The sequence below is a fragment of the Agromyces protaetiae genome (genome assembly GCF_030866785.1).
Taxonomy (GTDB): Bacteria; Actinomycetota; Actinomycetes; order Actinomycetales; family Microbacteriaceae; genus Agromyces; species Agromyces silvae.
The window spans coordinates 1,489,860-1,511,932 of record NZ_CP133018.1 but is presented as its reverse complement, the minus strand read 5'-3'; the positions used below and the strand labels follow the sequence as shown (position 1 = coordinate 1,511,932).

The window sequence follows — 22,073 nt, the reverse complement described above, 5'->3', positions numbered from 1 at the left end:
CCGGGTGAGCCCGCGAATCGTCATCACTCGACGCAGATCGTCATCACTGGGCGGGGCGGGTCGGGCGGGTCGGGTGGGTCGGGTGGGTGGGCGGGTTGGGCCGGTCGGGTCGGGCGGGTTGGGCCGGTCGGGTCGGGCGGGCGGGCGGGGCGGGGTGGGTGACGGGGCGGGGGTCAGCGGCCCAGCATCTTCTGGAGGGCGGCGAGCTCCTCTTCTGACGGGGCGCCCTTCGGGGCGTTGCCGCCGCCCAGGCCGAAGCCGGCACCGGTCGTCGCCGGCGCCTGCCCGGGCACCGGCCCGCCGGCCGCGATCGCCGCGTTCTCGGCCGCACGCTTGGCCGGGTTGCCCGACCGGGACGCACCGCCGGACTTCTTCTTGCCCTTCGCCTTGCGGGCACCGCCGCCGAAGCCGGCGCCGGGCACCGGGCCCATGCCCGGGATCTGCGGTACCCCGCCGCGCGCGACGGTCTTCATCATCTTCGCGGCCTGCTCGAACCGCTGTACGAGCTGGTTCACATCGGTCACCGTCATGCCCGAGCCCTTGGCGATGCGCAGCCGTCGTGAGCCGTTGAGGAGCTTGGGATTGCGTCGCTCGGCGGGCGTCATCGACTGGATGATCGCCTCGGTGCGCACGATCTCTTTCTCGTCGAACTGGTCGAGCTGCTGGCGCAGCCCGCCCGCGCCGGGAAGCATGCCCAGCATCTTCTTGATCGAGCCGGCACCGCGGAGCTGCTGCATCTGGGCCAGGAAGTCTTCGAGCGTGAACTGCTCGTTCGCGAGCTTCTCGGCGACCTTCATCGCCTCTTCCTCATCGAAGGCCTGCTGGGCCTGCTCGATGAGCGTGAGGATGTCGCCGAGGTCGAGGATGCGGCTCGCCATGCGGTCGGGGTGGAACGGCTCGAAGTCGTCGAGCCCCTCACCGGTCGACGCGAAGATGATCGGGCGCCCGGTCACGGAGGCGACCGACAGCGCGGCGCCGCCCTTCGCGTCGCCGTCGAGCTTGGAGAGCACGACGCCCGTGAAGTCGACGCCGTCTTGGAAGGCCTTGGCCGTCGCGACCGCGTCCTGACCGATCATGGCGTCGATGACGAAGAGCACCTCGTCGGGGTCGGTCGCCTTGCGGATGTTCGACGCCTGCTTCATGAGCTCGGCGTCGACGCCGAGCCGGCCGGCGGTGTCGATGATGACGACGTCGTGCTGCGCGCGCTCGGCGTGCTTGACCGCCTCTTTCGCGACCTTCACCGGGTCGCCGACCCCGTTGCCGGGCTCCGGCGCGAACACGGTGACCCCGGCCTGGCCGCCCACGACCTGCAGCTGGTTCACGGCGTTGGGGCGCTGCAGGTCCGCGGCGACGAGCAGCGGCGTGTGGCCCTCTTTGACGAGGTGCTTCGCGAGCTTGCCCGCGAGCGTCGTCTTGCCCGCACCCTGCAGACCGGCCAGCATGATGACCGTCGGCGGGTTCTTCGCGAACTGCAGCCGTCGCTGCTGGCCGCCGAGGATGCCGACGAGCTCCTCGTTGACGATCTGCACCACCTGCTGTGCGGGGTTCAGCGCGCGATTGACCTCGTCGCCGAGCGCGCGCTCGCGCACGGTCGCGGTGAACTCCTTGACCACCGGGAGCGCGACGTCGGCGTCGAGCAGGGCTCGCCGGATCTCACGCACGGTGCCGTCGACGTCGGCCGCCGACAGCTTGCCCTTGGTGCGGAGGTTCTTGAAGGTCTCCGCAAGACGGTCGGAGAGCGTGCCGAAAGTAGCCATGATCCGTCGATTCTACGGGAGGGCGGCGCTCGTCTCGCTGAAAGCGACCGTCTCGCGAAGAGCGACCGTCTCGGCGGGGCGGTCAGCCTTCGAAGCGGACATCGACGATCTCGCGCTCGAGGTCGATCGCGGCGACGAGGCGCTCATCGGTGTCCTCCGGCGCGAGCGCGTACTCGAACTCGGCGAACGCGTCTCCGGGCTCGTCGTGCTCGGGCCTGAGGTCGACGCGCTCGAGGGTCAGCGAGCGCAGGGCGTCGACCTGACGGTCCCCGGAGTCGCGTCCGATCGCCGCCTCGATCTCGTCTGCCTGCTCGAGATCGGGGTCGAGCAGTGTGTCGAGGAACTTCACGACGGGAGACGAACCCTGGTCGAGCTGGCTCACGAACGCCGATCGCAGGTCGTCGTCGACGAGCTCGAGCTCGCCGACGAGGGTCGCCGCGACGTCGAGCGAGGACGACGCCACCGCCTCGCCCTCGGCGTCGAGCACCACCTCCACGCGCTGGTCGGCGTACTCGACCGTCTCCGACCAGTAGTCGCCGACGATGCCGAAGTAGTCGTGCTCGGTTGCCATGTCTCCCCTATTCAGCGAAATCAGCATTCAGCGAAATCAGCGAACGTCCCTACTCAGCGAACGTCGGACTATCCCACGAGCTTCTGGGCGAACACGTGCGGCGTGAAGCCCGTGAGATCGCCGATGGCCTCGCCCTGGCCGATGAGCTTGATGGGCACGCCGGTCTTCTCCTGCACCGCGAGGACGAACCCGCCCTTCGCGCTGCCGTCGAGCTTGGTGAGCACGAGACCGGTGACCCCGCCGTGCTCGATGAACGCCTCGGCCTGTGCGAGGCCGTTCTGACCGGTCGTGGCATCGAGCACGAGCAGCACCTCGCTGATCGGGGCGAGCTTCTCGACCACCCGCTTGATCTTGCCGAGCTCGTCCATGAGCCCGCCCTTGGTGTGCAGCCGTCCCGCCGTGTCGATGATGACGATCTCGGTGCCGTCGCGCTGGGCGCGCTCGACGGTCTGGAACGCGACCGACGCCGGGTCCTGACCCTCGCGCTCCGGTCGCACCACGCCGACGCCCGCGCGCTCCGCCCACGTCGCGAGCTGGTCGACGGCCGCCGCGCGGAACGTGTCCGCGGCGCCCACGACCACCGATCGGTCGTAGGTGCGCAGGAATCGCGCGAACTTGCCGATCGTCGTGGTCTTGCCCACCCCGTTCACGCCGACGACGAGCACGACCGCGGGGCGCTCGGTCAGCCGCAGCGTCGGGTCGTACTTCGCGAGCCGCTCCTCGACGATCTCCCGGAGCATCCGCTGCACGTCGCGCGGGTCGGTGGTCTTGTACCGCTCGACCTGCTTGCGGATCTCGTCGACGATCTCCTCGGTGACGGCCGGACCGAAGTCCGCCGTGATCAGCGCCGCCTCGAGGTCGTCCCAGGTGTCCTCATCGATCGTCTTCGCGCCGAAGATGCCGCGAAGGGCCGACCCGAGCGACCAGGAAGCACGTTCCACCATGTCTCCTACCCTGCCATGGGTTGAGCCCGCCATGCCGCACACCCCGGACGGACGCAAGGGGTTGCCGGGCGGTGCGCCCGCCCGCGAGGGTCGAGGTGGACGGAAGGAGACGCATGACCCTCGTGGGATTCCACGCCTCGCACGAACAGATTCCGCCCGCCGGGCTGCTGCGCGCGGTGCAGCGCGCCGAGCAGGCCGGCTTCCAGGCGGCGATGTGCAGCGACCACCTCGCACCTTGGGGGCTCCGTCAAGCGGAGTCCGGGCACGCCTGGACCTGGCTCGGCGCCGCCATGCAGGCGACGAGCCTGCCCTTCGGCGTCGTCACCGCGCCCGGCCAGCGCTACCACCCGGTGGTGCTCGCGCAGGCCTTCGCGACGCTCGAGTCGATGTTCCCCGGCCGGTTCTGGCCCGCGATCGGCAGTGGCGAGGCGATGAACGAGCACGTGACGGGCGACCCGTGGCCGCCGAAGCCGGAGCGCGACGCCCGCATGGTCGAGAGCATCGGCGTCATGCGTCGGCTGCTCGCCGGCGACGAGGTCTCGCACGACGGCCTCGTCCGTGTGCACCGCGCCCGCGTCTGGAGCCTCCCCGAGACCCCGCCGCCGTTCCTCGCCGCAGCGGTCAGCGCCGAGAAGGCCAGATCGGCCGCGGCCTGGGCCGACGGGCTCATCACCGTCAAGCAGGACCCCGAGGCGCTGCGGCGCGTCATCGGCGCCTACCGCGATGCGGGCGGTCGCGGACCGATCACCCTGCAGGTCCACCTCAGCTATGCTCCCACGTACGACGAGGCGCTCGCCATCGCGCACGAGCAATGGCGGAACGGGCTCGTGGGTCCGCCGGACTGCTGGGACATCGCGCTCCCTGAGGAGTTCGATGCCCGCGTCGCCCATGCCGCGCCTGAGGAGGTCGCCGAGACCGTGCTGGTCTCGGCCGATCCCGCCGAACACGTCGATCGGCTCGCCGACCTGGTCTCGCTCGGGTTCGACCGGGTCTTCCTGCACCATGTCGGCGCCGAGCAGGACGCGTTCATCGACGTGTTCGGCGAGCGCGTGGTGCCCCATCTCACGGAGGACACATGAAGATCACCGCACGCGGCGACCTCTGGTGGAAGACCGCGGTCGTCTACTGCCTCGACGTGGAGAAGTACCTCGATTGGAACGACGACGGTGTGGGCGACTTCGAGGGGCTCTCCCATCGGCTCGACCACCTGGCCGAGCTCGGCGTGAGCTGCATCTGGCTGATGCCGTTCCAGCCGTCGCCCCGGCGCGACGACGGGTACGACATCACCGACTTCCAGGCCGTCGACCCGCGCTACGGCTCGCTCGCCGACTTCGTCGAGTTCGTGCGCCTCGCGCGTGACCGCGGCATGCGCGTGATCATCGACTTCGTCATGAACCACACGTCGGACCGGCATCCCTGGTTCCTCGACGCGAAGCGCAGCCGCGACTCCAAGTGGCGCGACTTCTACGTCTGGCGGGACGAACCGCCCGAGACCTCGCAGGAGACGGTCTTCCCCGGCGAGGAGTCCGGCATCTGGGAGTACGAGGAACGCACCGACCAGTACTACCTGCACAGCTTCTACCGGCACCAGCCGGACCTGAACATCGCCAATCCCCAGGTGCGCGACGAGATCGCGAAGACGCTCGGGTTCTGGCTCGAGCTCGGCATCTCGGGCTTCCGCGTCGACGCGGTGCCGTTCCTCATCGAGCCGCCGCACGGCGTCGACATCGGCGATCCGCACGAGTTCCTCCGGGACATCCGCCGATTCCTGCAGCGTCGCTCGAGCGAGGCGATCCTGCTGGGCGAGGTGAACCTGCCGTATGACGGCCAGCTCGACTTCTTCGGGCACGTGGATGCGCCGGCCGAGCTGACGATGCAGTTCGACTTCCCGGCCATGCAGCGCATGTATCTCTCGCTCGTGCGGGAAGATGCGACGCCGCTCGCCGAGATGCTCGCGTCGCGGCCCGAGATCCGGATCGAGGCGCAGTGGGCGAACTTCGTGCGCAACCACGACGAGCTCACGCTCGATCAGCTGAGCGACGACGAGCGCCAGGAGGTCTTCGACGCCCTCGCGCCCGAGGACTGGATGCGCGTGTACGGTCGCGGGATCGCTCGCCGGCTGCCGCCCATGGTCGCGGGCGATCCGCGCCGCATCGCGCTCATGTACAGCTTGATGTTCTCGCTTCCCGGCACACCAGTGCTCTTCTACGGCGAGGAGATCGGCATGGGCGAGAACCCGGATCTCGGCGGCCGGATGACCGTGCGCTCCCCCATGCAGTGGTCGGCGGAGACCAACGGCGGGTTCTCTCGCGCCCCGAAGCGGCGGCTCGTGGCGAAACCACCGACCGACGGCTATGCGCCCGAGCACGTCAACGTCGAGTCGCAGATGCACGACCCGGACTCGCTGCTCGCCAAGATCCGCGGGTTCGCGCACCGGTACCGCAGCTCGCCCGAGATCGGGTGGGGCGAGTTCGAGCTGCTCGAGCACGGTGAGTCGTCGGTGCTCGCGCATCGACTGTCGGCCGACTTCGGCAGCTTCGTCGCCGTGCACAACTTCGCCCCGAGTCCGGTGCATGTCCAGCTGAAGCTGGACCACCTGCCCGACGACGCCCGACTGTCGGACCTATTCGGCGAGCAGGTCGTCGACATCGACGATCGGGGCCGCGCAGAGGTCGAGCTCGCCGCCTACGGCTACCGCTGGTTCCGCGTCGCGGATCCCACCGACCGCCGGCTCACCTGACGACTCGGTCGTCAGGCGCTGGGCGCGTCAGCCGGCGCGCTCCTCGCGTTCCTCGCGGACGCGCTGGCCCACGACCGCCGACACGCCGTCTTGGCGCATGGACACGCCGTAGAGCGCGTCGGCGATCTCCATGGTGCGCTTCTGGTGCGTGATGACGATGAGCTGGCTCGACTCGCGGAGACCCTCGAAGGTCGTGAGCAGCCGGCCGAGGTTGGCGTCGTCGAGCGCGGCCTCGACCTCGTCCATGATGTAGAACGGGCTCGGGCGGGCCTTGAAGATCGCCATCAGCAGCGCGACCGCGGCGAGTGAGCGCTCGCCGCCCGAGAGCAACGAGAGCCGCTCGATCTTCTTGCCGGCCGGGCGCACGCTCACCTCGATGCCCGTGGCGAGCAGGTCGTCGGGGTCGGTGAGCGAGATGCTGCCGGTGCCGCCCGGGAAGAGCACCGGGAACACCTCGGCGAACGCCTCACGTGTGTCCTCGAACGCCGAGCGGAAGATGGCCTCCATCTTGCCGTCGATCTCGTCGATGATCGTGAGCAGGTCTTTGCGGGTGTTCGCGAGGTCGGTGAGCTGCTCGGTGAGGAAGGCGTGGCGCTGCTCGAGCGCCGCGAACTCCTCGAGTGCGAGCGGGTTCACTCGCCCGAGCTGCGCGAGCTTCCGCTCCGCGGCGGCGAGTCGCCGCCGCTGCTCCTCACGGTCGAAGGGACGGCCGGATTCCTCGGTCAAATCGGATGCCTCGGTCAAATCGGATGCGTCGGGCGAATCGGATGTCTCGGTGGAACCGGATGCCTCGGTGGAACCGGATGCCTCGCCCACGGCCTCATCCGAGGCATCCGGATCGCTCTCCCCGTCGGTGTCGGGAACCACGCGATCGGGCCCGTACTCGGCGACGAGGACCTCCTCGCTCAGGCCGAGCTCGGACTCGGCGCGCTCGACGAGGCCGGACAGGTGGAGTTTCTTCTCGTAGATCCGGAGCTCGAGCCCGTGCACGTCTTCGGTGACCGCGTGCAGGCGCTCACGCACGGCGGCCTCTTCGCGGCGGTGCCGCACGAGCTCCTCGTTGCGGCTCGCACGCTCGGCCTCTGCGCGACCGAGCGCGACCCGCGCCTCGGCGACCGAACGGTCGACCGAGGCGAGCAGCTCGGGCAGTTCGCGGGCGACGCCCGACGCCGCCTCGAGCTGCGCCCGTCGCACCACCGCGCGGCGGGCGGCATCGAGCGCGGCCTGCTGCTCCGCCTGGAAGGTGCGTTCCATGGCCGCGATGCGCTGCTGCTCGGAGCGCACGCGCTCACGCGCGGTCTCGACACGCAGCCGATGCTCGACCTCGGCCTCGCGGGCGCGCTCGAGCGCGGCGAGCGCGTCGTCGCGGATGGAGGCGTCCAGCACCGGGCGGGGCGCCTCGCGCGCGGCGGCGAGCTCGTCCTTCGCGGTCTCGGCGACGCGCTCGGTCTCGGCCACCCGCTCTTCGGCGTGCGCGAGCGCCTGTCCGAGGCGCTCGGCCTCGGACTCGGCGGACTCGGCCTGCACCCGCGCACGGTTCAGCTGCTCGGTGCGCTGCGCGAGCTGCGCGTCGTACTCGCGGAGCGCGGTGAGCGCGAGCTTGGCCTGCTCTTTGGCATGGGCGTGCGACTCGCGCTGCTCGCCGAGCTCGAACCGGTCGCGGTCGAGCTGCTGCTGCACCTCCTCGGCGCGCGCGGAGGCCCGGTCGCGCTCAGCGATCAGCTCGATCCGGCTCTGCGTCCGCCCGCTGCCGCCGCGGAGCACGAAGCGCCCGACGACGGTGCCGTCGCGCGTGATGACGGTGGCGGGCCGATCGAGCGCTGCGACCGCGGGGGCCGCGGCACGGGCGGCGTCGAGATCGTCGGCGATGAGCACCTCTGCGAGCAGCGCGAGCACGCCCTGAGGCGCTCGCACGATGCTCGCCGCGGCCACGAGGCCGTCGACCGTGAGCGGGTCGGGGACGCGCGCGGACGGGGTGGCGATCGCGAGGGCGACGCGGCCGAGATCGTCGCGCTCAGCGTGCTCGAGCGCGCGGAAGGCGGCGTCGGGGTTCGCGACGAGCACCGCATCGGCGAGCGATCCGAGCGCGGCGGCGATCGCCGCCTCGTACCCGGGCTCGACGAGCAGCTGCTCCGCGAGCAGCCCGAGCACGCCCGCGACGCCCGATGCGGCGACCGCCGCCGAACCGTCTCGCTGATCGAGCGCGAGTGAGAGTGCGCCGATCCGCGCAGCCAGCGCGTCGCGTTCGCGCTCACGCTCGTGCAGGCCCTCACGGATCCGCTCGATCTCGCCTTCGGCCTCGACGACGCGGGCCTGGGCGAGCTCGTACGCCTCGTCGAGGTCGGTGTCGACGTGTTCAGCCTGCTCGGCCTCCGCTTCGAGCCGGGCGAGCGCGCTGACCGCCGTCGCACGGCGCTCGGCCGACCCGTCGAGGGCGTTCCGGTGCCTGAGCACCTCGCCGCGCACGGCTGCGAGGCGGCTCGCCGCAGCATCCGCCTGGCCAGTGAGCTTGGAGATCCGCAGGTCGTACTCGGAGACCTGCGCCGCCTGGGTCTGGATGACCTGGTCGACGCGGTCGAGCTCGAGGCGCGCCGCGCCGGTCGCCGTGATGGCCGATTCGAGCGCGTGCTGCGCCTCGGTGATGCCCTCGGCGAGCGTGTCCAGGTCGGCGGTCGCCTGCTCGATGCCCTGCCGCGTGACCGTCGGCTGCACCTCGGAGTCCCCGGAATCGGCGCCGAGCAGCGCGATGCGTTGCCGGGCGAGCGCGTCGAGCGCCCTGAGCTTCTCTTGCGCGGCCTCCAGCGCGAACGCCGTGCCCCGAGCGTCGTCGACGCCGTCGCCGAGCTGAGACTGCTCGAGCCGCGCGACCCGTGCCTGATGCTGTTCGAGCTCCTGTTCCAGCACGAGCCGTTCGGCGTGCCGTTCGTGCTCGCTCCGGCCGTGCTCGTCGAGTGCGCGTCTGAGCGACACGACCTCGTCGGCGAGCAGGCGAGCTCGCGCGTCGCGCACCTCGGCCTGGATCGTCGCGGCCTCGCGAGCGACCTCGGCCTGCCGTCCGAGCGGCTTCAGCTGGCGGCGCAGCTCGCCGGCGAGGTCGGAGAGGCGCGTGAGGTTGGCCTGCATGGCCTCGAGCTTGCGCAGGGTCTTCTCTTTGCGGCGACGGTGCTTGAGGATGCCGGCGGCCTCCTCGATGAAGCCCCGGCGATCGACGGGCGTCGCGTGCAGCACCTGATCGAGCTGCCCCTGCCCCACGATCACGTGCATCTCACGGCCGAGGCCCGAGTCGCTCAGCAGTTCTTGCACGTCGAGCAGCCGGCAGCCCTCGCCGTTGATGGCGTACTCGCTCGATCCATTGCGGAACAGCGTGCGCGAGATGGTGACCTCGCTGTACTCGATGGGCAGCGCACCGTCGGCATTGTCGATCGTGAGGCTGACCTCGGCGCGGCCGAGCGGGCCGCGCGTCGAGGTGCCGGCGAAGATGACGTCCTCCATCTTGCCGCCGCGGAGCGATTTCGCGCCCTGCTCCCCCATCACCCACGCCAGCCCGTCGACGACGTTCGACTTGCCCGAGCCGTTCGGCCCCACGATGCACGTCACACCCGGCTCGAACGCGAACGTCGTCGGCTGAGCGAAGGACTTGAAGCCCTTGAGCGTCAGGCTCTTGAGGTACATATCTCCCCGGTCGGAATGCTGCGGATGCCTCGCAAAGCGTACCCGAGCGGATGCCCCGCGCCCGGTCGCGCACGCCGGGACGAGGCCGATCGTCCGTCCGCGCGCGACGCCGAGGGGCGGTGTCACCCGATTCGACGGCTGCGCGGCACGTCCGCGGTTGTGACCGAATCCCACCGTTGGGTAGGCTCGTGGGCTGCCCGCTTCCCGGCGGCGAGAGGACGGTCGGCCGTGGCGATCGAGATCGCGCCCATCCCGCTGCCCGAACGGCTGGGCACGCCGGAGGCGCGAGCGTTCGAGGCGTACGCGCAGCTCGCCGAGCAGCTCGAGGTCGAGCTCCTCGGCACCGCCGACGTCAGCTACACAGCCCAGGAGCTGCTGGTGTTCGCGCGCGACCGGCGGTACACCGTGCGCGAGGCGATCGGCGCGTGGGACGACGGCCGCTTGGTCGGCGTCGCAGACCTCCAGTGGGAGCAGGACGCCGACGCGACGACCGCCTACTCCGTGGCCTTCGGGGTGGTCCCCGAACGCCGGCGCGAAGGCATCGGCACGTCGCTGCTCGGGGCGATCGAAGCGCGGGCCGGCGAGGTCGGCCGGCCCACGGTGGTCGTGATGGCCTCGCACGCCTTCGACGACGGCTCGGGCGAGCGGGTCGCACCCCCGCAGGGCGATGCGAGCCTGCCCGTCTCCCTGCCCGCCGTGCGCTTCGCGAGCCGCCACGGCTACGAGCTCGGGCAGCTCGATCGAATGAGCGCGCTCGACGTGGCCGGGCGCGGTGACGAGTTCCGCCGATGGTCGTCCGAGGCGCACCGCGAAGACGGCTATCGGCTCGTCACCTGGCGCGACCGCGCGCCAGACGCGCTCGTGGACTCGCTGGCCGCCGCGCATCAGCGCATGTCGGTCGACGCGCCCGCGGGCGCGATCTCCTACGAGGAGGAGCTGTGGGATGCCGCGCGCGTCCGCGCCGAAGAGGCGCAGGCGCGGGACGCCGGGCGAGTGACCCTCACCGCGGCGGCCGTGGCGGCATCCGGCGAGGTCGCCGGCTACACGGCACTCACCCTGCCGCCCGAGAAGACGGCCGTCTATCAGGACGACACGCTCGTGCTCGGCCCGCATCGCGGCCACGGACTCGGCCTGCGCATGAAGCTCGCGAACCTCGTCGCCCTGGCCGACACCGACCCGGCGCGGACGCGTGTCTACACCTGGAACGCGGACGAGAACGCCCACATGCTCGCCATCAACATCGCCCTCGGCTTCACCCCGGTCGCGATCGAGTCGGCGTGGCAGCGCCCGTCGCGCGAGATGTAGAGCTCTGCCGATCGCACTCAGAGATGCCGCGTCGGGTCCATACGCTGATGCAGAATGCGGATCACGTCCACGCTGTCCACGTTCTCGACGGAGAAAAGAATGTGGCTGCCGATCCCGTACCGGCGGTAGCCATCACGGATCTCATTGCAGGCTCGCCCGCGGCCAGGATCGTCGGCGATGCGTTCGATCGCCGCTCTGCCGGTAGCGACCCGACGAGACCGTACCGCGGATCACGTGTCCGACGCCGCAGCGGGTCAGGCCGGGCGCGACGCGCGCAGGCGCTGGCAGCGCGGGCAGCGGTGCGATGAGCGGTTCATGAACGGCTCGCGCACGATCGGGGTGCCGCAGCGCGGGCAGGGCGTGCCCGTCTGGCCGTAGGCGTTCAGCGAGTGCGCGAAGTAGCCGGATGCGCCGTTCACGTTCACGTACTGGGCGTCGAAGCTCGTGCCACCCTCGGCGAGCGCCTTCAGCAGCACGTCGCACACGGCTTCGAGCAGCGTTCGCGCCTTCGCACGCGAGAGCGACGCGGCCGGCTGCTCGGGGTGCAGCCTGGCGGCCCAGAGCGCCTCGTCGGCGTAGATGTTGCCGATGCCGCTCACGACGCCCTGGTCGAGCATCACACGCTTGATGCCCGTGGCCCGCCGCGCAAGGGCCGCGAAGAACGCCGCCTCGTCGAACGCGGGGTCGAGCGGGTCACGCGCGATGTGCGCCACCTGGGTCGGGATCGACCGCGCCCACGCACCGGTGACCGCTGCGGAGAATCCGGCGACCTCGCCGTCGCGGGTCGGCACCATCCGGTCCACCGCGAGCGACCCGAAGATGCGCTGGTCCACGAAGTCGACGCGGAGCTCGCCATGACCCGGGTGCTCGAGGTGCAGGCGGATCCGGGCATGGCGGTCGTCGCCGGGGTGGTCGGGCGTGCGCAGCAGCATCTGACCGCTCATGCCCAGATGGCCGACGAGCGCGAGCGGATGCCCCGGGTCGGCGGTGTTCGCGACGCGGGTGCCGTCAGTGGCATCCGCCGCTCGTCCCGTCGCAGGCTGGAACGGCAGCCACAGGAACTTGCCGCGCCGAACCGCAGCCTCGATGCGCGCGCCGGTGACGAGCGCCTCGAACGCGCCCGACGCCGCGTCGTGGCGCTTGAGCGACCGGGCATCCAGCACCTCGACGCCCGCGACGCGGGCGCCGGTGACCGCCGGCGCGAGGCCCGCGCGGACGACCTCGACCTCGGGGAGCTCAGGCACGTCAGCGTGCCGCGCTCAGCACGGTCCAGGCCTCGAGCGCCGCGGACATCTCGGCCTGTTTCTTGCTCGAACCGTCGCCGCTGGCGACGACCAGGTCGCCCACGGCGACCGTCGCCATGAAGTGCTTGTTGTGATCGGGGCCGCTCTCGGTCACCGTGTACACGGGAGCGGGTGCACCGATGCGCGCGGCGATCTCTTGCAGGCTCGTCTTCGGGTCCATCGCAGCACCGAACCGGTCGGGGTCGCGCATGAGCGGGCCGACGAGCCGCATCACCAGCGCGGTCGCCACGTCGCCGCCCTGATCGAGGTACACGGCACCGATGATCGCCTCGACGGTGTCCGCGAGGATCGACGGCTTGTCGGCACCGCCGGTGAGCATCTCACCCCGGCCCAGCCTGATGAACGGGCCCAGCCCGATGGCGCGCGCGACCTCGGCGAGCGCGACACTCGACACGAGGCTCGCGCGCCGCTTGGCGAGCTCGCCCTCGTCGAGGTCGGGATGGTCGCGGTACAGCCGCACCGTGACGGCCTGCCCGAGGATGGAGTCCCCCAGGAACTCGAGCCGCTCGTTGGTCGGGATGCCGCCGTTCTCGTACGCGAACGACCGGTGGGTCAGCGCGAGGAGCAGGAGTTCGGGATCGAGCTCGACCTGCAGCGTCTGCAGCAGTTCGTCGAGCGTTCGATGCCCGGCCCCAGTGCGCCCCGTACGCGTCACCACCGGTCGGTCGACAGGCTCTGGCCGACTAGACGTCGGCGACCTTGCGGCCCTTGTACTCGAGGAACAGGGCCGTGCCGGCCGAGTCCTCGACGACCTTCGCGCGGTGCGGAAGGCTGTACGTGGTCTTGCCGTTCTCCACGGTCTTGACCAGCGTGGGGACCTCGGCCTTCCACTGCGAACGACGCGCGTGGGTGTTGGCTCGGGACTTCTTCCGCTTGGGAACCGCCATGATGCTCTCTCAATCTCTGTTCAAGTCGGCGTCGGATGCTGCACCCGAGCCCTCGTCTTCGGAAGCCTGGAACCCGGCGAGCGCGGCCCATCGCGGGTCGCGCTCATCGCGAGCGACGAGTTCCGGATGATCGGCCAGACGTTGACCGGTCACAGGGTCGAGACCGGGGCAATCAGGCCGGCACACCGGCTGGAAGGGTAGTGCCAGCACCACCGCATCTCGGATGAGCGATTCAAGATCCACGTGGTCGTCTTGAACCTCATACTCGAAAGCTTCCCCAGAATGATACGCGAAAAGCTCCTGGAACTCGACTTCGACCGGGAGAGCGATGTCGATGAGGCACCGACCGCACTCGCCCTCGGCCGTCGCATCGACCTCCGCGGTCACGAGGACGCCCTCATGCACAGACTCGAGGCGCACGTCGAGATCGAGCTCGCTGCCGGCACGCACCGACACGAGCCCCTCACCCATCGCGTCGGGTACGGCGATGGTGAGCCGCTGCTCGCGCATCTCTCCCGGACGGTTCACGAGGTCGCGCACGTGCACGCGGAAAGGCTGTTCCTTATTGACCACGATCGTCGATTCTACGCGCCGGCCGGCGTGTTGCGGCCCGGCAGCCGCACACCCGGGAGCAGCGAGGCCGGCAGCAGCACCGCGCGCACCCGCGTCGCAGCGCCCGCATCGGCGCGGAGCGCCGAGCGCACCGTGGCCACCGCCGTGACCAACTCCTCGGCCGGCAGCCGCACGGTACCCGGCCGGGGGTCGCCCGGCGGGCCGTACCGTTCACGCTCGATCGCGTTCCGCAGCTCGGCCAGCGCGGCACCCGCATCGCCGTCGAACGCCGGGCGACTCGCGATCCGCGCCGTGAACGCGCGCGCCGTCTCGGTCTCCGCGCCACCGGCGCCGAGATCGCGCGCACTCGCCCGTACCTCGTCCCAGGCCGCCTGCGCCGGCGCCGCCCCGTGCCGCATCCGGCGTCTGCGGGTGAGCCCTTGCGCGAGTCGCAGGCCGGCGGGGAGCAGCACGATCGCGCCCGCGACGAGCGCGAGCCCGCCGACGCGCACCCACACCTGACCGGCGGGTTCCGCGGTCTGCGACCCGGCTTCGGTCACTCCGCGGTCCGGGTCGACGTCGGGACGAGCACTCTCGACCGGAAGCCGGCCGGGAGTCACCGGCGTCGTCGGGACCTGGCCCGCCTGCGGACGCGTGTAGGAGGGCACGGTGCCGCGACCCGGCGTCGGCTCGAACGGCACCCAGCCGACGCCCTCGAAGTACAGCTCCGGCCAGGCGTGCAGGTCGTGGCTGTCGACCTCGACCACGGCCACATTGTCGACCCGGCGATCGGTCGCCGAACCGGCGATGTACCCGATCGAGATCCGCGACGGAATGCCCGATTCCCGCGCGAGCACCGCCATCGTCGAGGCGAAGTGCACGCAGTAGCCCTCACGCAGGTCGAGGAAGCTCGCGATGACGTCGTAGCCGCCGCCGTCGTACCCCTCTTCGACCGGGGCGTCGACCGAGTACTGGAACCGCGGTCCGCGCAGGTACTCCTGGATGGCCACGGCCGCGTCGTAGGGCGACGCCGCTGAGCCGGCGACCGCCGCCGCGGTGTCCGTGATGATCTGCGGGCGCTCGTCGGGCAACGCGAGATAGGAGGCGAAGGCGTCGCGATCGGGCCGCTCGGCCGCACGCAGCTGCTCGGGGGTCGGCGAGGCGACCAGCCGATTGACCCGGTATCGCTGGCCGGCGGTGTTGGCGTCGGCGCTGCGAACGGTGAGCGACTCACGATCCCAGAACCACGACCCGTTGAGGCGCTCGACCGACGCGGCCGGGTACGGCACCGGCAGCCAGGTGGTCCGCAGCTCGTCGATCGTGACGTCGATCGGATGCTCCGTGGTCACGATGTCCGGGTCGAGGCCCACCGGTCGGGGCATTCGGTCGACCGTGTTCTCCGCGTCGAGGCTGCGGTCGGTCACGCCCCACACCTCGCCCTCGAACAGGTCGAGGGTCAGCAGCGTGAAGTACGGGCGGTCGCCGTCGCGCGCGACGTACGAGAAGGCCGGGACCGCGCCGGGACGCCGGAGATCCCGGCCGAGGTCGATGAACGGGCTCACCCCGCGCGAGAACAGCGCTCCCGTGTTCTGCGAGCCCACGAGCAGGCTGGACGACACACTCGGCGTCGCCGCGGTCAGCACGCCGGCCACGAGCAACCCGACGGTGGCGACGCCGAGCGTCGCGCCGATCGTCGAGGCGAGCGGCACGCGGCGCGGCCCGTCGGTCACGACCGAGTCCTCACCGCCCGACGCGAGCCGGGCGAGCTCGCCGCGGCGCCGGAAGCGCACGTCGAGACGGAGCAGCAGCAGGAAGGCCGCGGCCGTGCAGATGAGCACGATGGGTTCGGCCCCGTCCGCGATGATGAACCCCGGAATCAGGACCGGGACGAACGCCGGCACCGCCGCGAGCGCCGGCAGGCGCGCCGACTGCACGGAGAAGTCGGCGAGCAGCGCGAGCACGCCGGCCCCGATCGCGAGCGCGAACTGCAGCGCGGGCACGGGGATCGCCGGAACCGATTGCTGCTGGATCGTCTGCTCGGCCCCCGCCGCGAGCGCGCCGAAGTACTCGAACGTGGCGCCCGTCGGCACGATGAGCGCGAAGCTCGTGCCGCCGCCGAACAGCAGCGTGAGCAGGCCGATCAGCACGCCGATGCCCAGGATCGGGACGAGGAATCCCGGCGTCCGCAGCACCCTGAGCCCGAGGCTCGCCCCGATCACCCCCACGATCATGAACGCGCACATCCAGCCCCAGGCCGAACCGTCGATGAGTGGGCCGAGCGCCGCGACCGCGGCGATCATGAGCAGGGCGGTCGCTCCGGCCAGCGCCGTGCGCTGACCTCGGGTGAGGGGCGCGAGCTCAGGATGCATCGCCGGCCCGCCTTCCGGACCGGTGCGCCGTGGCGCGTCGCCTCGTGCCCGTGTCGACCCAGACATCGGGCAGGTCGGCGACACGCCGGACCGAGACGACCTGCCAGTCGGCCTCCTCGAGCGCCTCGACGACGCGCGGATCGACGCCCGGCACCACGAACGCGATCGCCGGGGAGAGTGCCGGTCGAAGTGCCACCAGGTGCTGTGCGTCGGTCGCATCGGGGTCCACGAGCACCGCATAGCCCGGCATGCGCGCCTCGGAGACGACGACCGTCGACGGCGCTCCCTCGTCGCGCGCATGCCGTCGGCCCGCCGCCGGATTCGGGAGGCGAGCAAGGTCCTCGAGCAGCTGCCGGTCGCCGGCGGGCAGCCGGTAGCCCTCGGCCGACGCCTCGGAGAGTGCGCCGTGCACGGGGTCGTCGAGCCGGTCGGCCCGGAGCCGGAATCCGCGCTCGATGAGGTGCACCCCGACGGAGGCCGCGATCTCGACGGCGAGCTCGAACCCGAAATGCCGGTGATCGTCTCCGCTGCGGACCACGCCACGGTCGGCCCGTGCCGCAAGCGTCGTGTCGAGGATCAGCCGGGCCTCGGGATCACCGCGCTGCTCCTCCTCGCGCACCATGAGCTCGCCCCGGCGGGCCGTCGCGGGCCAGTGCACACGCCGGAGCGGGTCGCCGTGCCGGTACTCACGGGCGATGAACTCGTCCGCGTTCGGGTGCGTGCGCCGCTGCAGGCCGTGCAACACGCCGTCCACCGCGGCCGCGGTACCGATCGCCGGGTCGAGCGCGGTCACGGGCGGCGTCACGACGAGCTCGTGCGCGGTGCCGGCATCGCGGCTCACCCGAGCGAGCCCGAACGGATCGGTTGTGGTCACCCGCAACGGCCCGATGTCGTACACGCCGCGCTCGCTCGTCCGCATGCGGTACTCGAGCCGCGCCGTGTCGTCGCCGCTCGGCAGCGTACGTTCCCAGGCCCCGAGCGCCGGGAGCACGGACTCGGGTGGCCCGAGGAGGCCCGGCGGTGCGGTGTCGTACCATCTGGCGCCGTCGAAGGCGCGCCGGGCCCGGTTCTGCACGGCGAGCACCACGCGTGCCGAGTTTCCGGCCTCGACCACGGCGGGGACGAAGCTGCGTCGCACCGCGAGTCGCGGGACGACGAACGTCACGTAGACGAGCGCCACGAGCGGCAGCACGATGCCCACGAACGCGAGCAGCATGACGTCGCGCAGATCGAACCAGAGCGTGATGCCGAAGAGCACGAACCCGCCGATCAGCAGGGTCCCGCCGCGCCGGGTCAGCCGCGGCAGTGCCGCGGCTCGCGACGCGCGGGCCCGAGGCATCCGTTCACTCCCGTCTGATGGCGCCGACCGGCACCGGGGTGTCGCTGACGATGCGCCGCACGATCGCGTCGACGAGCGGGCCACTGTCGCGGTCGTGCGCGCCGAGCGCGCGGCTGGTCGGCACGAGCCGGTGGCCGAAGACGGGCACCGCGAGCGCGTCGATGTCGTCGGGGAGCACGAAGTCCCGGCCGTGCATCGCCGCGTGCGCTTTCGCGGCACGCACCAGCTGCAGCGTCGCACGTGGGCTCGCCCCGAGCCGCAGCTGCCGATCGGCGCGGCTGGCGCGGGCCAGGTCGACGGCGTACTCCTTCACGGGCGGCGACGTGTAGACGTGATGCACGGCACGGATCATGTCGCGGAACTCGGCGAGATCCACGACGGCCTGCACCCGGTCGAGCGGGCTCGACGTCTCGCGCGTCGAGAGCATCGACAGCTCGTCGGCGGCGGCCGGGTACCCCATCGAGATGCGTGCCATGAAGCGGTCGCGCTGCGCCTCGGGCAACGGGTACGTGCCCTCCATCTCGATCGGGTTCTGCGTGGCGACCACGGTGAAGGGATGCTCGAGGGCGTAGGTGCGCCCGTCGGCCGTCACCTGTCGCTCCTCCATGCATTCGAGGAGGGCAGATTGCGTCTTCGGGCTGGCGCGGTTGATCTCATCGCCGATGACCACATTGGCGAAGACGGGCCCCGGCTTGAACTCGAACCGCCGCGACGCCTGATCGAAGACCGAGACGCCGGTGACGTCGCTCGGCAGCAGATCGGGAGTGAACTGGATGCGACTGACCGAGCAGTCGACCGAGCGAGCCAGCGCCTTCGCGAGCATGGTCTTGCCGACGCCCGGCACGTCCTCGATGAGGAGGTGCCCCTCGGCGAGCACGACGGTGAGCGCCGCGGTGATCGCCTCGCGCTTGCCGCTGATCACGGTCTCGACGTTCTGCACGATGCGCGCCGCGCCGGCGCCCACGCCGTCGATGCTCATGACCGGTGCATCGGCGTCGGTGGAGACGGCTGCGGCGACCTCGCTCACGGGGTCATCGCCCCCGCGAGGTAGTCCGCCACGGCACGCGGAACGTACGGTGCCACGTCGCCGCCGAGCGCCGCGACCTGACGCACCAGGGAGCTCGACACGTGCGCGTTCGCCGGATCGGGCAGCAGGAACACCGTCTCGACACCCGCGAGGTGCCGGTTCACGATCGCCATCGGCGTCTCGTACGCCACGTCGACCTGCGAGCGGATGCCCTTGATCAGCACCGATGCGCCGACGTCGGTGCAGTAGTCCACGAGCAGCCCCATGCTCCACGAGGCGACGACGATCTCACCGGCGATGTCTGCGTCGGCGATCGCCTGCTCGATGAGCGCCACGCGCTGCGCGATGGGCAACAGGGCCTGCTTGCCGGGATTGTGCACGACCACGACGTGCAGCTCGTCGTACAGCGCGGCGGCCCGCTCGATCACATCGAGGTGCCCCCGGGTGACGGGGTCGAACGAGCCGGGGACGACGGCGATCCGCTGCATGAATCCCAGCGTAGTGCCCGTGTTCCGTCGTCCAACCGGACGGGAGAAGTTTCAGCCGTTGCTCAGGATCACCCTTTGCTCAGGAACTCGCTCGCGTCGTCGTCGAGCCGCCGGCGGACGGCGGCCGCGAGCGCGGGGTGACCGCGCAGCCCGACACCGTCGTCGATGAGCGCGGAGGCCGACGCCCGCGCCTCGGCGATGATGTCGCCGTCGCGTGCCACGCGCAGGAGCTTCAGCGAAGACCGCCCGCCCGATTGCGTGGCACCGAGCACGTCGCCCTCGCGCCGCAGCTCGAGATCGACCTGGGCGAGCTCGAACCCGTCGAGCGTGGCGGCCACCGCCTCGAGACGTTCGAGCGCGACCGATCCGACGTCGGCGTGCGTCACCAGCAGGCAGAGCCCCGGGACGCTGCCCCGGCCGACCCGGCCGCGGAGCTGGTGCAGCTGCGAGACGCCGAACCGGTCGGCGTCGATGACGACCATGGCGCTCGCGTTCGGCACGTCGACGCCGACCTCGATGACGGTCGTCGCGACGAGCACGTCGATCTCACCCGCGGCGAACGCCCGCATGGTCGCGTCCTTCTCGTCGGCCGTCATCCGGCCGTGCAACGGCTCGACGCGGTGGCCGGCCAGTCCGGGGTGGGCACGCAGCTCGGCGAGCACCTCGACGACGGAGGCACCGGGCCGCGGCGGAGCCGCGTCGTCGTCGCTCTCGGGCGCGTCGCCGTCGTCTTCGAGGACGCGCGGGTCGATCGCCGGGCACACGACGAAGGCCTGCCGCCCGAGCTCGAGCTCTTCGACCAGGCGGCTCCAGACGCGCGGCCGCCAGCCGGGACGGACCGCGAGCGGGACCACGTGGCTCTCGATGCCGGCACGGCCGGCCGGCAGCTCGTGGATGGTCGACACGTCGAGGTCGCCGAACACCGTCATGGCCACGGTCCGCGGGATCGGCGTCGCCGTGAGGACGAGCACGTGCGGCTGCTCACCCTTCAGCCGAAGTGCCTCACGCTGTTCGACGCCGAACCGATGCTGCTCGTCGACCACGACGAGCCCGAGATCGGCGAACGACACCTTCTCGCCGAGCAACGCGTGCGTACCGACCACGATGCGGGCCTGGCCCGCTGCGGCCCGCAGCAGCGCCTTTCGCCGCTCGGCCGCCGGCAGCTGACCGGTCACGAGCGTCGGCATCACCTGCGCCGACAGATCGGGCCCGAGCATCTTCGAGATCGAGCGGAGATGCTGCGCGGCGAGCACCTCGGTCGGTGCGAGCAGCGCCGATTGACCGCCGGAGTCGGCGACGGCGAGCATCGCCCGCAGGGCGACCAGCGTCTTGCCCGAGCCGACCTCGCCCTGGACCAGCCGGTGCATGGGCCAGGGCTTGGCGAGGTCGCCGGCGACCTCGTCGCCGACGATCACCTGATCGCCCGTGAGCCTGAACGGCAGCGTCGCGTCGAACCGCGACAGGAGCCCGCCCGGCGCGGGGTGCCGCGGCGTCGCTCGGCGGGTGAGCAGTTCGGCCCGCCTGGCGAGCAGCGCGGCCTGCAGCACGAACGCCTCCATGAAGCGCAGCGTGCGCTCCGCCGCTTTGACGTCGCGGTGGTGCTCGGGCCGGTGCACCCGCTGCAGCGCGTCACGGTAGGTCAGGAGTGAGCGCTCGCGCCGAAGCTCCGCCGGTACCGGGTCGTCGAGCGGGCCGAGGCCGTCGAGCAGCAGCACGATCGACTTCGCGATCTGCCAGCTGGTGAGCGTCGAGGTGGCCGGGTAGATCGGCAGCGGCGCCTCGATCCAGCGTTTGGTCGCCGCGTCGATCTCGGGCCCCTCGTCGTCGAACAGCTCGTAGGCCGGGTGCGCGAGCTGCCGGCCGCCACGGTAGTCGCTGACCTTGCCGGCGAACACACCCCGGCGGCCCGGGCGCAGCTCGGCCTCGCGCCACCGCTGGTTGAAGAACGTGAGGGTCAGCTTGCCGGTGCCGTCGGAGATGATCGCCTCGAAGATGGAGCCGCGTCGCTGGCGCATCTCGCGCGTTCGGGCCTCGAGCACGTCGGCGACGATCGTGACGTTCTCACCGAGCGGGAGTGTCTCGAGCACCGTGAGCTCACCGCGCTCGGCGTATCTGCGCGGGTAGTGCGCGAGCAGGTCGCCGACGGTCGTGTAGCCGAAGGCTCGCTGGAACGCCTGCGCGGTCCGGCCGCCGAGCGCGCCCGACAGCCGGGTGTCGAGCGTGAACGTGCCCGGGTCGGTCGCCTCGCTCGTCATGCCTCGATCGTAGGCTCGCCCTCCGTCAACGCCTCGATCTCGGCGGCGACGTACGGGTCATCCGGGCGGGCGCGAGCCAGCTCGCGCTGGAGGCTGAGCGCCTCATCGGTGCGGCCGACTGCGCGCAGCGCGCGGCCGACCGACCAGCGCGTCACGTGCTGCTGCTCGGCGGTGCCGTACTGGTCGGCGGCCTCCACGGCGAGCTCGAACTGGGTGAGCGCGGCGCCGGCGTCACCGAGGTCGAGCAGGGTCCAGCCGAGGTTGTTGTGCAGCGCGACGCCCCAGCGGAGCTCTCGTGGATCGCGGTCGGCGGCGAGCAGTTCGAGACCCTGCTCGGCCCATTCCCGCTCGTGACCGACGTCGGTGAGCGCGAGCATGTGCAGGGCGTCGAGCGCGAGGAACGCGCTCTTGGCGTGCGCGGCCTCGCGCACCGCGCGCGTGAGGCTGGCCACGGCCTCGCGCCCGCGTTCGGCGGAGACGAGGATGCGTCCACGTTCGAGCGCGACGCGCGCGCGGACCTCGGCGAGCTCGGCGTCCTCGAGCTCGACGTCGGCGAGCTCGCCGTCCGCCGCGCGGCGGGCGCCGTCCTCGACGGCGTCCAGCACGGCGAACGCGTCGTCGACGCGACCCTGGATGCCGATCGCGCGCGCCAGCTGGGTCGCCATAGCGGCTCGGATGTGCGCCGTGCGCTCGACGTCGTCGGCGGCCTCGCGGAACCGCGCCTCGCTCAGGGCCGGATCCGAGAAGTCCCAGAGCCGGTCGATGGCGTACTGCTCCTCGCGCACCCGGTGGCGGGCCGGTTCGGCGGGCGCGGCGTCGGTCGAGTCATCCACCCTTCCATCATGACAGCTGCGCGCCAGACG

Annotated in this window: 18 protein-coding genes; 3 read left to right on the top strand and 15 right to left on the bottom strand. The window is 71.5% G+C overall.

Annotation, left to right across the window (positions count from 1 at the left end):
- Nucleotides 1-173: 173 nt before the first annotated feature.
- The 3 genes from ffh to ftsY all read right to left on the bottom strand — a co-directional run bounded on the left by ffh (nucleotide 174) and on the right by ftsY (nucleotide 3,272).
- The gene (gene ffh, locus QU602_RS06930) at nucleotides 174-1,757 is read right to left on the bottom strand and encodes a signal recognition particle protein (RefSeq protein ID WP_308799515.1); all 1,584 of its coding nucleotides are present in this window, start codon (nucleotides 1,755-1,757) and stop codon (nucleotides 174-176) included.
- Nucleotides 1,758-1,839: 82 nt separating this feature from the next.
- Nucleotides 1,840-2,328, bottom strand: coding sequence for a DUF2004 domain-containing protein (locus QU602_RS06925; RefSeq protein WP_308799514.1), 489 nt, complete (start codon nucleotides 2,326-2,328; stop codon nucleotides 1,840-1,842).
- 68 nt (nucleotides 2,329-2,396) lie between these two features.
- Complete coding sequence (gene ftsY / locus QU602_RS06920; RefSeq protein WP_308799513.1) at nucleotides 2,397-3,272, bottom strand: signal recognition particle-docking protein FtsY; 876 nt, start codon at nucleotides 3,270-3,272, stop codon at nucleotides 2,397-2,399.
- 113 nt (nucleotides 3,273-3,385) lie between these two features.
- Between ftsY and QU602_RS06915 the strand changes: the two genes are divergently transcribed.
- Both QU602_RS06915 and QU602_RS06910 read left to right on the top strand, forming a co-directional pair.
- Nucleotides 3,386-4,351, top strand: a complete 966-nt coding sequence (locus tag QU602_RS06915) for a TIGR03885 family FMN-dependent LLM class oxidoreductase (RefSeq protein WP_308799511.1) — start codon at nucleotides 3,386-3,388, stop codon at nucleotides 4,349-4,351.
- Nucleotides 4,348-6,012 (top strand): alpha-amylase family protein, encoded by a 1,665-nt coding sequence (locus QU602_RS06910; protein ID WP_308799510.1) that lies wholly within the window; start codon nucleotides 4,348-4,350, stop codon nucleotides 6,010-6,012. The genes QU602_RS06915 and QU602_RS06910 overlap by 4 nt, the downstream gene beginning before the upstream one ends.
- A 27-nt stretch (nucleotides 6,013-6,039) precedes the next feature.
- Here QU602_RS06910 and smc read toward each other — a convergent pair whose 3' ends face one another.
- Nucleotides 6,040-9,684: a chromosome segregation protein SMC gene (gene smc, locus QU602_RS06905; RefSeq protein ID WP_308799509.1), complete on the bottom strand. Its 3,645-nt coding sequence runs from the start codon at nucleotides 9,682-9,684 to the stop codon at nucleotides 6,040-6,042.
- Between the two features lie 228 nt (nucleotides 9,685-9,912).
- Between smc and QU602_RS06900 the strand changes: the two genes are divergently transcribed.
- Nucleotides 9,913-10,989 carry a GNAT family N-acetyltransferase gene (locus QU602_RS06900; RefSeq protein WP_308799508.1) on the top strand — a complete coding sequence of 359 codons (1,077 nt, stop codon included), beginning with the start codon at nucleotides 9,913-9,915 and terminating at the stop codon, nucleotides 10,987-10,989.
- A 17-nt stretch (nucleotides 10,990-11,006) separates the two neighbouring features.
- Here QU602_RS06900 and QU602_RS06895 read toward each other — a convergent pair whose 3' ends face one another.
- The 11 genes from QU602_RS06895 to QU602_RS06845 all read right to left on the bottom strand — a co-directional run bounded on the left by QU602_RS06895 (nucleotide 11,007) and on the right by QU602_RS06845 (nucleotide 22,043).
- Complete coding sequence (locus QU602_RS06895; protein WP_373692918.1) at nucleotides 11,007-11,129, bottom strand: type II toxin-antitoxin system RelE/ParE family toxin; 123 nt, start codon at nucleotides 11,127-11,129, stop codon at nucleotides 11,007-11,009.
- A 114-nt stretch (nucleotides 11,130-11,243) separates the two neighbouring features.
- Nucleotides 11,244-12,233 (bottom strand): bifunctional DNA-formamidopyrimidine glycosylase/DNA-(apurinic or apyrimidinic site) lyase, encoded by a 990-nt coding sequence (mutM, locus tag QU602_RS06890; RefSeq protein ID WP_308799507.1) that lies wholly within the window; start codon nucleotides 12,231-12,233, stop codon nucleotides 11,244-11,246.
- A gap of 1 nt (nucleotide 12,234) precedes the next feature.
- Nucleotides 12,235-12,900 carry a ribonuclease III gene (gene rnc, locus QU602_RS06885; protein ID WP_308800110.1) on the bottom strand — a complete coding sequence of 222 codons (666 nt, stop codon included), beginning with the start codon at nucleotides 12,898-12,900 and terminating at the stop codon, nucleotides 12,235-12,237.
- 76 nt (nucleotides 12,901-12,976) lie between these two features.
- Nucleotides 12,977-13,180 carry a 50S ribosomal protein L32 gene (gene rpmF / locus QU602_RS06880; protein WP_308799506.1) on the bottom strand — a complete coding sequence of 68 codons (204 nt, stop codon included), beginning with the start codon at nucleotides 13,178-13,180 and terminating at the stop codon, nucleotides 12,977-12,979.
- 9 nt (nucleotides 13,181-13,189) lie between these two features.
- Nucleotides 13,190-13,753, bottom strand: coding sequence for a YceD family protein (locus tag QU602_RS06875; protein WP_373692896.1), 564 nt, complete (start codon nucleotides 13,751-13,753; stop codon nucleotides 13,190-13,192).
- 11 nt (nucleotides 13,754-13,764) lie between these two features.
- A complete protein-coding gene (locus QU602_RS06870) occupies nucleotides 13,765-16,101 on the bottom strand; it encodes a transglutaminaseTgpA domain-containing protein (protein WP_308799505.1) in 2,337 nt (778 codons plus the stop codon).
- Nucleotides 16,091-17,440 (bottom strand): DUF58 domain-containing protein, encoded by a 1,350-nt coding sequence (locus QU602_RS06865; protein ID WP_308799504.1) that lies wholly within the window; start codon nucleotides 17,438-17,440, stop codon nucleotides 16,091-16,093. The genes QU602_RS06870 and QU602_RS06865 overlap by 11 nt, the downstream gene beginning before the upstream one ends.
- Before the next feature lie 4 nt (nucleotides 17,441-17,444).
- The gene (locus QU602_RS06860) at nucleotides 17,445-18,419 is read right to left on the bottom strand and encodes an AAA family ATPase (RefSeq protein WP_308800106.1); all 975 of its coding nucleotides are present in this window, start codon (nucleotides 18,417-18,419) and stop codon (nucleotides 17,445-17,447) included.
- Between the two features lie 44 nt (nucleotides 18,420-18,463).
- Nucleotides 18,464-18,955, bottom strand: a complete 492-nt coding sequence (gene coaD / locus QU602_RS06855) for a pantetheine-phosphate adenylyltransferase (RefSeq protein ID WP_308799503.1) — start codon at nucleotides 18,953-18,955, stop codon at nucleotides 18,464-18,466.
- A 68-nt stretch (nucleotides 18,956-19,023) separates the two neighbouring features.
- On the bottom strand, nucleotides 19,024-21,210 hold the full coding sequence (locus tag QU602_RS06850) for an ATP-dependent DNA helicase RecG (RefSeq protein ID WP_308799502.1): 2,187 nt from the start codon (nucleotides 21,208-21,210) through the stop codon (nucleotides 19,024-19,026).
- On the bottom strand, nucleotides 21,207-22,043 hold the full coding sequence (locus QU602_RS06845) for a tetratricopeptide repeat protein (protein WP_308799501.1): 837 nt from the start codon (nucleotides 22,041-22,043) through the stop codon (nucleotides 21,207-21,209). The genes QU602_RS06850 and QU602_RS06845 overlap by 4 nt, the downstream gene beginning before the upstream one ends.
- Between the last annotated feature and the right edge of the window lie 30 nt (nucleotides 22,044-22,073).

Bases quoted from the DNA above. Each gene is read 5' to 3' on its own strand.
- QU602_RS06915 (WP_308799511.1), top strand. From the start codon at position 3,386: ATGACCCTCGTGGGATTCCACGCCTCGCACGAACAGATTCCGCCCGCC.
- rpmF (WP_308799506.1), bottom strand. From the start codon at position 13,180: ATGGCGGTTCCCAAGCGGAAGAAGTCCCGAGCCAACACCCACGCGCGT.
- QU602_RS06850 (WP_308799502.1), bottom strand. From the start codon at position 21,210: ATGACGAGCGAGGCGACCGACCCGGGCACGTTCACGCTCGACACCCGG.
- QU602_RS06860 (WP_308800106.1), bottom strand. From the start codon at position 18,419: ATGAGCATCGACGGCGTGGGCGCCGGCGCGGCGCGCATCGTGCAGAAC.
- QU602_RS06925 (WP_308799514.1), bottom strand. From the start codon at position 2,328: ATGGCAACCGAGCACGACTACTTCGGCATCGTCGGCGACTACTGGTCG.
- smc (WP_308799509.1), bottom strand. From the start codon at position 9,684: ATGTACCTCAAGAGCCTGACGCTCAAGGGCTTCAAGTCCTTCGCTCAG.
- QU602_RS06910 (WP_308799510.1), top strand. From the start codon at position 4,348: ATGAAGATCACCGCACGCGGCGACCTCTGGTGGAAGACCGCGGTCGTC.
- coaD (WP_308799503.1), bottom strand. From the start codon at position 18,955: ATGCAGCGGATCGCCGTCGTCCCCGGCTCGTTCGACCCCGTCACCCGG.
- ftsY (WP_308799513.1), bottom strand. From the start codon at position 3,272: ATGGTGGAACGTGCTTCCTGGTCGCTCGGGTCGGCCCTTCGCGGCATC.
- ffh (WP_308799515.1), bottom strand. From the start codon at position 1,757: ATGGCTACTTTCGGCACGCTCTCCGACCGTCTTGCGGAGACCTTCAAG.
- QU602_RS06865 (WP_308799504.1), bottom strand. From the start codon at position 17,440: ATGCCTCGGGCCCGCGCGTCGCGAGCCGCGGCACTGCCGCGGCTGACC.
- QU602_RS06870 (WP_308799505.1), bottom strand. From the start codon at position 16,101: ATGCATCCTGAGCTCGCGCCCCTCACCCGAGGTCAGCGCACGGCGCTG.